Annotated in this window: 5 protein-coding genes; 1 reads left to right on the top strand and 4 read right to left on the bottom strand. The window is 67.8% G+C overall.

What is annotated here, in order from left to right:
* The 4 genes from AC1DOC_RS10195 to AC1DOC_RS10180 all read right to left on the bottom strand — a co-directional run.
* Positions 1-424, bottom strand: a 424-nt coding sequence (locus tag AC1DOC_RS10195) for a PAS domain-containing protein (RefSeq protein ID WP_478129759.1), incomplete at its 3' end; no start/stop codon positions are given.
* Between the two features lie 148 nt (positions 425-572).
* Complete coding sequence (locus tag AC1DOC_RS10190) at positions 573-2,978, bottom strand: diguanylate cyclase domain-containing protein (RefSeq protein ID WP_478079127.1); 2,406 nt, start codon at positions 2,976-2,978, stop codon at positions 573-575.
* 29 nt (positions 2,979-3,007) lie between these two features.
* Positions 3,008-5,977: a bifunctional diguanylate cyclase/phosphodiesterase gene (locus tag AC1DOC_RS10185; RefSeq protein WP_478079126.1), complete on the bottom strand. Its 2,970-nt coding sequence runs from the start codon at positions 5,975-5,977 to the stop codon at positions 3,008-3,010.
* Positions 5,974-7,074 (bottom strand): TRAP transporter substrate-binding protein, encoded by a 1,101-nt coding sequence (locus AC1DOC_RS10180; protein ID WP_478129758.1) that lies wholly within the window; start codon positions 7,072-7,074, stop codon positions 5,974-5,976. The genes AC1DOC_RS10185 and AC1DOC_RS10180 overlap by 4 nt, the downstream gene beginning before the upstream one ends.
* A 152-nt stretch (positions 7,075-7,226) precedes the next feature.
* Between AC1DOC_RS10180 and AC1DOC_RS10175 the strand changes: the two genes are divergently transcribed.
* A complete protein-coding gene (locus tag AC1DOC_RS10175) occupies positions 7,227-8,135 on the top strand; it encodes a LysR family transcriptional regulator (protein WP_018903797.1) in 909 nt (302 codons plus the stop codon).
* Positions 8,136-8,178 lie beyond the last annotated feature (43 nt).

Raw genomic sequence — 8,178 nt, 5'->3', positions numbered from 1 at the left:
GCATCTCGTCCTGGCGGCGGATCTCGCTGCGGTCCCGGGTGATCAGCGAGAAGCCGCGGACTTCTCCGCCCGCGCCGGGGATTCGCGTGATGACCACGCTGGCCCAGAAGCGCGTGCCGTCGCTGCGCAGGCGCCAGCCTTCTTCCTCCAGGCGGCCATCGCGGCGCGCCGTTTCGAGTGCCTGCTCCGGCCGGTTCTGCTCGATCAGCTCGGTCGGATAGAAAAGCGAGAAGTGCCGCCCCAGGACGTCGGGGGCGTCGTATCCCTTGAGTTGGCGGGCGCCCTCGTTCCAGCTGATGACGATGCCGCCAGGATCGAGGACGATGATGGCGTAGTCGGTGACCGAGTCGACCATCAGCCTGAAATCGGCGTCGGTCAGAGTGCGTTGGTTCAGGGGTGCACTCCCAGCGCCGTGATCTGCCATTGCTCTTTTTCCCTTCAGTGGCCGCGCGATCGATGCCACGGCGCGCGGTGTCCGCCATGAAACGGTGTTGCCAATTTAGGCCAGCAATGGTTACTTTTCGCGTAGGACAAGGTCCAGAYTGCACGCTGGAGGCGCGGCCCTGCGGGCCTCAGGCGCTCGAAGGCTCTTCGCGCGGCCACGACGCGCCGCCGGGTTTTGCAGACCGGGGCGGCGCCATCATGAAGCGGCTCTTTCCTTCTTTCTTGGCCGCATAGAGCGCGGTGTCGGCACGCACGAACAAGGACGCGAAGTCCTCGTCGTCCTCCGAGACCGCGACGCCGATGCTGGTGGTGGCCTGCAGCGTGCGGCCGGGCAGATGGAAAGCCGGCCGCATGGCGGCCAGCACCTTCCCGGCCACCACCTGCGCCTCGGCGGCGCCGCTGGCACCTTCGAGAAGGATCACGAACTCGTCGCCCGCGTAGCGCGCCGCCATGTCGGTCTCGCGCACGCTCTCCCTGAGCCGGCGGCCGAATTCCCGCAGCACCGCATCGCCCGCCGCATGGCCCAGCGAATCGTTGATCGTCTTGAAGTAGTCGATGTCCAGGAACAGCAGGCAGACCGGCAGGCTGGCGCGCCGGGACCTGGCCATGGCGTCACGCGCATGCTCCTCGAATGAGCGGCGGTTGGGCAGGCCGGTGAGCGCGTCCTCGCGCGCCAGGGCATCGAGCTTCATCTGCTTTTGCTTGAGCTCGGTGACGTCGTTCGACAGGATGTACAGCCCGGTGACCGCGCCTTGCGCGGTGCGCTGGGGCAGATAGGTGGTCTGCAAGGTCCGATCGCCGATCAGCAGGCGGGCGGTCTGCTCGAAGGACACCACCTCGCCCGCGAATGCCCGCGCCAGCAGCGGCCTGCGGATTTCGTAGTGCGCCTCGCCGATGGCCTCGTGGACGGGGCGRTTCGCCATCGCCTCCGGCGAGACGCCGAGCCAGGCCTGGTACCTGCCGTTGCAGAAGACCACGCGTTCCTCGAGATCCAGCTCGGCAAGGAGCGCCGGCACGTTGTCGGTCAGCCCGCGCAGGCGCCGCTCGCTTTCGGCGCTGTGCATTTCGGCCTGCTTGCGCTTGCTCACGTCGAAGGTCATCACGTAGTAGCCGGCCAATGTGCCGTCCTCGCGGATGTCGGGCGCCAGGTGGCATTCGAAGAAGCCCGGCTTGCCGTTGCGCTCGTAGCTGCCTTCGGTGCGCGTCGGCGTTCCGGCGAGCACCTTGGCGATGCCCGGCACGAGCTGCCGGTAGACGTGGTCGGGCAGCGACTCCTGCATGGTCATGCGCCCGATGTCGGCCACCGTCCTGCCGCGCATGCCGAGGCCGGCCTTGTTCGCGAACAGGCAGCGCTGGCTGCTGTCGAAGTAGGCAACCACGGCCGGCAGGTTGTCGGTCACGTCGCGCAGGAATCTCTCGCTGGCGGCCAGCTTCTCGTTGGCGGCCTGCCGCTCCGTCATCAGCAGGTCGAAGGTCCGCGAGAGATCGCCGACCTCGTCGTCCGGCGGTGCCTCCCGCATGGGCGCATAGGCGCTGGCGGCGCGCGAGACCTGCATGTGCTCGCGCAGGCGCGACAGCGGTGCGAGCTGCGCCCGCGCGGTCATGAAGGCCAGCCCGCCGGCCAGCAGCGTCAGCAGCAGCGCGCCGGCCCAGGCGTAGCGCTCGACCCGCGCAATGCGCGCAAAGGCCTCGTCGCGCGGATACACCACGCCCAGCACCCAGTTGGTCTGGCCGATGCGCTTGAAGGCGTAGAGCCCGTGCACGCCCTGGGAATCGGCCGCTTCGATGGCGCCCTCGAAGCCCGCGATGGCGCGCTCGATCGCGGGGTTGCGCGCGCCGCCGGCGTCCACGCGCTGAAGCAGCTTCGACTTGTCGGGATGGTCGATGACGATGCCATCGGCGTTCGTGATGAACATGTACCCGCTCTTGCCGAACTTCACATTGGCAAGCTCGCCCAGGAAGTTCTTTTCCTTGAGGTTGACGAAGGCCGAGATCACGTAGGCGACCTTGCCGCTGCGGTCGAGCACGGGCTCGGTCATGGCGATCTGCGCCAGGCCGCTCACGCGGTTGCGGAAGGGCTTGGAGATGACGCCCGCGCGGGCAGCGACCGTGCGCTGGAAATACTCGCGGTCCTTGATGTTGACCTTGCCGATCGGCTGCGTGCCGTTGAGGTTGGCCACCAGTTCGCCGTCCATGCCGGTGAGGGCCACGTTGTCGAACGCCTCCCTCAGCGCGCCGTGCTGCATGACCAGCTCCTGCAGTTCCCCGGGGCCGGCCAGGTTGCGGCTCTCGACGCCGTCGCCGAAGGTCTTGAGCAGGGTGCGCCGGCTCAGGAACTTCTGGTCCACCGCGCCGGCGATGGCGGAGATGCGTTCGAATTCCTCGCTCGCAATGGCCGCCTCCATGCTGCGCTTGAGGAAATAAAGCGCCGCGGCGGTGACGCCCATCGTCGTCAGGAAGACGATTGCCAGCACGCCCGCGGACAGGCGGGCGCGCAGGCTCAGGCGGGGGACGGCGGGGAATGGAAGGCGCATCGCAGTGGCCTGGTGAGCGCAGCCTGCGTTCAGCTCGCCATCTCGACATCCAGCTGGGCATCGAACTGATCCAGCGGCACCGGCCTGCTGAACAGGTAGCCCTGGCACAGCATCGCGCCGTGCGCCTGGAGAAACTCGAACTGCTGCTGCGTCTCGACGCCCTCCGCCACGATCTCCAGGTCGAGGTTGCGGGCCATGCCGATGATGGCCTGGATGATCAGCTCGACCTTCGGATCAAGGCCGATGCTCTGCACGAAGAACTTGTCGACCTTGATCTGGTTCAGCGGCAGCTGGGTCATGTAGGAGAGCGACGAGAAGCCGGTGCCGAAGTCGTCCATGGAAAAGCGCACGCCCAGTGCCGCGAGCGCCTGCATCTTGCAGATCGTTTCGCTCACCTTGTCCTGCAGCAGGCTTTCGGTGAGCTCGAGCTCCAGCCGCGTCGGGTCGGCGCCGGTGCGCCGCAGCACGTCGCGCACGCGGTCCACGAAGTCGTCGGTGCGGAACTGGCGCGCGCTGACGTTCACCGCCAGCCGCAGGTGCCGGCGCCTCGCATCGTGGCTCCAGCGCTCGAGCTGGACGCAGGCCGTCTCCAGCACCCACATGCCGATCGGCACGATCAGCCCGGTTTCCTCCGCCAGCTCGATGAAGCCTCCGGGCTGCACCATGCCCCGCACCGGATGCTGCCAGCGGATCAGCACCTCGGCGGCCACCACGTGGCCATTGGAGGCCACCTGCGATTGGTAGTGCAGCACGAACTGCTCGCCCGCCAGCGCCGCGTGGAGCTCGCTCTCCAGCGTTGCGCGGGCCGTGATGGCGGTCTGCATCGAGGCCTCGAAGAAACGCAGCGCGTTGCCGCCCGCGGACTTGGCGTAGTACATCGCGATGTCCGCCTGCTTCAGCAGATCCTCCAGCGACTGCTGCGTGGCGCTGAACACCACGGCGCCGATGCTGCCGGTGCTGTGGTACTGGTGGTCCGCGAGCTGGAAAGTCCCGTTCAGCGCCGCGAGGATGGCCTCGCCGGCGGCATTGGCCTGCATCGCGGCCACGCCGGCGTCTTCGCTGAGGTTGTCCAGCAGCACCACGAATTCGTCGCCTCCGAGCCGCGCGACCGTGCCGCCCTCCTTCAGGCTGTCCTGCAGCCGCGCGGCCACCTGCTTGAGCAGCTCGTCGCCCGTGGCGTTCCCGAGCGCATCGTTGAGCGTCTTGAAGGCGTCCAGGTCCAGGAACAGCAGCGCGCCGTGGCGCGAGCGCCGCACGTTTGCGTCGATGGTGGCCTGCAGCCGGTGCAGCAGCAGCCGGCGGTTGGGCAGGCCCGTGAGGATGTCGTAGAAGGCCAGGTGCTCGATCTCGCGGGCGGCCAGCTTGCTCTCGGTGATGTCGCGCAGGATGACGATGAAGCGCGCGGCGGCGCCTTCGCCGATGACCTTGCGCGAGACCGAAATCTCGAACCACGTGACGCCCCGCGCCGTCCGGATCTCGAACTGCCGGCCGGTGGAAAAGCCGGTTTCGAAGGCATCGCGCAGCGCCACCATCACCTCGGCCGCGGCATTCGCGGGCAGCAGGTCCGACATCAGCTTGCCCACGGGCTCGCGCACCTTGAATGCGGGCCGGGGGCGGCGCGGCGAATGGAAGCTGTAGCAGCGGCCGTCGATGCCGGCGTCCATCAGCACGTCGGGCAAGGCATCCAGCGTGGCCTGCAGCTGAGCCTTGCCTTCGAGGATGTCCGCGACGTGGCGCTTCTTCTCGGTCACGTCGCGGTAGACGCACACCAGGCCGCCGTCGGGCGTGGGGCTGTTCACCGCAACGATCACCTGCCCGTTCAGCAGCGTGATCTCCTGGTCGTTCTGCGTCAGCAGGTGGCGCGCGTTCTGCTCCACGATCTGCTGGAACGGCACCAGCGGCGCGAGCAGCGGCTGCGTCCAGGGAAAGAAGTCCACGAAGCGGCGGTTCCAGGTGACGACGCGGTCATTGGGATCGAGCAGCACGAAGCCGTCCACCATGGATTCGAGCGCCTGGTCCAGCGTGGCCTTGGAGCGCAGCAGCTCCGCGCGCGCGCGCCACTGCCGCCGCAGCTGCGCGAGCGCGAAGTAAGTGACGGCCAGGATCATCAGCGCGAAGGCCAGGGCCGCGGCCGCAACCACGTTGCGGTCCCTGCGCCAATCCTCGAGCGCGGACTCGAGCGGAATGCTCGCGACGATCAGCAGGCCTCGATGCAGCGTGGGCCGGGCCACCACGATGGCCGGAGCGCCGCTGAGCCGGGAATGCATGTGCCGGGGACGCCCGTCCGCCTGGTCGGTCAACGCGGGACTGATGGTGCGCCCCGCAAGGTCGTCGCGCGGCGGCATGCTGGCCAGCAGCAGCCCGCCTTCGCGCTCCAGCGTGACCTCGAGCCCCCTGATGTTGGCCCCTTGCGCAAGGATGGTGGTGAGCACCGAGACTTGCACTTCGGCCACCGCGACCAGCTTGCTGCCGTCCGCGAGCGTGAGGACGCGCGCAAGATGCAGCACCTGCTGGGAAGTCACCGGGCTGACCGAGGGCGTGCTGATCGACATCACCGATCCCGGACGGCCCAGGACCTCTTGCAGGAATCCGTCGGGCAGTTGGACCGCCAGCTTCGCTCCGCGCCGGTCGGAAGACCCGATCACCTGGCCCTCGGGCGTCAGGAAGGCGACGTAGCGCGCCAGCAGGCTCTGGCGAACGCTGGTTTCGACCAGTTGGACGGTCTCGGCTTGCGCAATGTCGCCTGCAATGGTGCTTCCGCTGGATTTGCGCAGGAACTGCCCCAGGCCCGCCAGCAGCGTGTTCGCCCCGAGCAGGCTGCGGTTGAGCGCAGCCTCCGAGGTGCCGATGAACCGCACGGCCTGGGCCTCGCTGTCGGCAATCTCCTTCTGGTACATCTGCCATGCCATCAGCCCGGCAATGGCGAGCACGGCCGCGAGAAACAGCGCCGCAACGCCATAGACGAAGCCGGTGATGCGGCTGGGCACAGGCTTGTTCACTGCCCGACAGGAGCCTTGATTCCAGCAATGGGACCGACGGTCTGGTCCCACACCTCCGCGCACACGGCCCCGCAGCGCTGCACCCACCGGCTCAGCACGCTGGTGGCGAAGATCTCGCGCCGGCGCCGCTCGTCATCCGCAGAAGGGCGCGCCTCGACCATCGTGCCCTTGGTGCCCTTCATGCAGCTTGCAGCGCCCGTGTTGCATGCAATGCCGTTGCCGGTGTCGCGCTCCGACTCGTTCCAGACCGCGGCCTCGAGTTTCGGCAGTTCGGCTTTCAACAGGGCCTTCAGGTCCGCAGGCAGCGCGTTCCAGGCAYCCGTGTTGGCGCCGAAGACGGCCAGGCCCCAGTTGATGGGCATGGTGTAGAGCGAATTCGTCATCTTGTGCAGGCCCAGCGTGTTGCCGGACATCGCACCGGTGATGGCGCATTCGGTGTTCTCCGAATTCATGTTCGCCATGATCTCTGAAAATTCAGTGAAGACGGGCACGCCGTTGAGCGCGCGGATGAAGTCGGCCTGGCTGCTGCCCGACACGCGGACGCGCCGCCCCGCCAGGTCCGAAAGCCGCGTCACGGCCCGCTTGCAGAAGATCACCTGGGCGGGGTAGACGTACACCGCGAGAAGCTCGACGCCATGGCGTTCGCGCAGCGTCTTCTCGAGGTAAGGCCGAAAGGCTGCGACCACCCGCCGCATCGTGGGCATGTCGGGGTTCAGCCCGGCAATGTCGGGCGTGCCCAGTTCGGGGTACTCGTTGCTGACCTGGCTGAGCAGCGCGGTGCCGAACGGAATGACGCCCAGCCGCATGAGATTGAGCATTTCCTGCCCCGGAACGCCGGCCTGGTTGAACGGCACAATGCTCGCGCTGTACTTTCCGCCGCTCAGGCGGCGCAGGTCCTGGCTCCAGAAGCGCTCTTCATGCAGCGTGTACTGGCTCACGCTCGCCAGCCCGCCCACGATCCGAAGCCCTTGCGCAGGCGCCGGCTGCTGAGCCTTGCTGTTCGTTGCAGCGAAAGCAAGAAAAAGAACGGCAACATGCGTCCAGAGCACGCGTCGCCAAGCGGAAGAAACTTCGCCGGACCTCATGGCCCGGATCATGATGCCGAATTGGGCCTTAAGTCACAATTTTTTTACAAAAACGCCGATTCTGGCGCCCGCCGGCCGGAATTGCCAAGGCACGTTGCGTACAGGGCACAGGAATACCATCCACAAGCCCCGATTCCCGGCCCATCCACCCAGATTCCAGACCGATGCCAGCGCCCGAGCTTTCCAGCCGCCAACTGCGCGCGTTCACGGCCTTGGCCGAGCAGCGCAACTTCACGCGCGCCGCGCAGACCTGCCACTTGTCGCAGCCCGCGTTCAGTGCACTGATCCGTACGCTCGAGGAAACGCTGGGCGCGCGGCTGTTCGACCGCGACACGCGCAGCGTGCAGCTCACGCCCGAGGGCCGGCTGTTCGAACCCTCGGCGCGGCGGCTGCTGGACGACATGCAGGGCGCCATCGGCGACCTGGCCGACCATGCCCAGCGGCGCAAGGGCCGGGTCAGCGTGGCGGCCCTGCCCTCCCTGGCGGCGGGCCGGCTGCCGGCCATATTGGCGGAGTTCATGCAGGCATGGCCCGGCATCACGGTCGAGCTGCACGATGCGCTGTCGGACGCCTGCATTGCCCAACTGCGCAGCCACCAGGCGGATTTCGCGCTGGCGGCAACGGGTGCCGGCGCGGCCGCGGCCAGCGACCTGCGCGGCCGCAAGCTCTGCGGCGACCGCTTCCACCTGGTCTGCCGCAAGGACCATCCGCTCGCCGGCGCCGCCAGGCTCACGGCACGGCAGCTCGCGCCATGGCCCTTCATCCAGATGGCGCGCAACAGCAGCGTGCGCCAGTCGCTCGACGCGGCGCTGCATCCGCTGCGGCTCAATGCGGTGTTCGAGGTCGAGCACCTGGCCACGGTGATGGGGCTGGTCGAGGCCGGCATCGGCATCAGCGTGGTGCCGGAACTCACGCTCTTCCACTTCCAGCGCGAGACGCTGGTGACGCGGCCGCTGCCGCTGCCCGGCCTCACGCGCACCATCTACCTGGTGCAGCGCCGGGAGGGCAGCCTCTCGGTGGCGGCGCAGACGCTGCACGACCTGATCCTCGAACGGCTGGGCACGCCGGCATGAAAAAACGGCCCGAAGGCCGTTTGCTTGCATGAAGGCAGCCTTG

The organism is Variovorax sp. 01T439_2 (assembly GCF_056398445.1).
The sequence above is the reverse complement of the archived record's forward strand: the minus strand, read 5'-3'. Positions and strand labels throughout refer to the sequence as shown.

Coding starts and splice junctions, on each gene's coding strand:
- AC1DOC_RS10175 (WP_018903797.1), top strand. CDS start 7,227: ATGCCAGCGCCCGAGCTTTCCAGCCGCCAACTGCGCGCGTTCACGGCC.